The sequence below is a fragment of the Acinetobacter sp. A3 genome, assembly GCF_012371415.1.
Lineage (GTDB): Bacteria > Pseudomonadota > Gammaproteobacteria > Pseudomonadales > Moraxellaceae > Acinetobacter.
Genome location: NZ_JAAZQW010000082.1, coordinates 1 through 1,861 on the forward strand (window position 1 = coordinate 1; position 1,861 = coordinate 1,861).

1 rRNA gene is annotated in these 1,861 nt (G+C 50.2%); it reads left to right on the forward strand.

Features of this window, described 5'->3' with window-relative positions:
- A 23S ribosomal RNA gene (locus tag HHA42_RS13270) occupies nucleotides 1-1,694 on the forward strand; the annotation flags it as partial.
- Between the last annotated feature and the right edge of the window lie 167 nt (nucleotides 1,695-1,861).

The following is a 1,861-nucleotide window of genomic DNA, read 5'->3' on the forward strand; positions in this document are numbered from 1 at the left end:
GAAGGTGGATTGAGAAGTCTGCTGGAGGTATCAGAAGTGCGAATGCTGACGTGAGTAACGACAAAACGGGTGAAAAACCCGTTCGCTGAAAGACCAAGGGTTCCAGTCCAACGTTAATCGGGGCTGGGTGAGTCGACCCCTAAGGCGAGGCCGAGAGGCGTAGTCGATGGGAAATTGGTTAATATTCCAATACTTCAGTGTAATGCGATGAGAGGACGGAGAAGGTTAAGTCAGCCTGGCGTTGGTTGTCCAGGTGAAAGGAAGTAGGCATGCATCTTAGGCAAATCCGGGGTGCTCTATGCTGAGATCTGATAGCAAGCTGTACTTGTACAGTGAAGTGGCTGATACCCTGCTTCCAGGAAAAGTCTCTAAGCTTCAGTTACACTGGAATCGTACCCGAAACCGACACAGGTGGTCAGGTCGAGTAGACCAAAGCGCTTGAGAGAACTCTGCTGAAGGAACTAGGCAAAATGGTACCGTAACTTCGGGAGAAGGTACGCTGTTGATGGTGATAGGACTTGCTCCTTGAGCTGTCGACAGCCTCAGAAACCAGGCCGCTGCAACTGTTTATTAAAAACATAGCACTCTGCAAACACGAAAGTGGACGTATAGGGTGTGATGCCTGCCCGGTGCTGGAAGGTTAATTGATGGGGTTAGCGTAAGCGAAGCTCTTGATCGAAGCCCCAGTAAACGGCGGCCGTAACTATAACGGTCCTAAGGTAGCGAAATTCCTTGTCGGGTAAGTTCCGACCTGCACGAATGGCATAATGATGGCGGCGCTGTCTCCAGCAGAGGCTCAGTGAAATCGAATTCGCCGTGAAGATGCGGTGTACCCGCGGCTAGACGGAAAGACCCCGTGAACCTTTACTGCAGCTTGACATTGAACTTTGACCTTACTTGTGTAGGATAGGTGGGAGGCTTTGAAACTCGGACGCTAGTTCGAGTGGAGCCGTCCTTGAAATACCACCCTGGTAATGTTGAGGTTCTAACTCTGTCCCGTTATCCGGGACGAGGACCATGTCTGGTGGGTAGTTTGACTGGGGCGGTCTCCTCCTAAAGAGTAACGGAGGAGTACGAAGGTGCGCTCAGCGTGGTCGGAAATCACGCGTAGAGTATAAAGGCAAAAGCGCGCTTAACTGCGAGACCCACAAGTCGAGCAGGTACGAAAGTAGGTCTTAGTGATCCGGTGGTTCTGTATGGAAGGGCCATCGCTCAACGGATAAAAGGTACTCTGGGGATAACAGGCTGATACCGCCCAAGAGTTCATATCGACGGCGGTGTTTGGCACCTCGATGTCGGCTCATCTCATCCTGGGGCTGAAGCAGGTCCCAAGGGTATGGCTGTTCGCCATTTAAAGAGGTACGCGAGCTGGGTTTAGAACGTCGTGAGACAGTTCGGTCCCTATCTACCGTGGGCGCTGGAAATTTGAGAGGATCTGCTCCTAGTACGAGAGGACCAGAGTGGACGAACCTCTGGTGTACCGGTTGTGACGCCAGTCGCATCGCCGGGTAGCTATGTTCGGAAGGGATAACCGCTGAAAGCATCTAAGCGGGAAGCCTACCTCAAGATAAGATTTCCCCGAGGCTTTATGCCTCCTAAAGAGCCGTTGAAGACTACGACGTTGATAGGTTGGATGTGGAAGCATAGCGATATGTGAAGCTGACCAATACTAATTGCTCGTGAGGCTTGACTATACAACACCCAAACAGTTGTTGTATCACAAGCATCAATCGATTCATAAAAGATCACTTAAACCTGATCAGATCAAATATCTTGATTCAGCCCTTGCTGAACATGAAATTTCAGATACAATAGCCAACCTGTTAATAACTCATTTGGAACCAAGTAAGGCATTACAAGC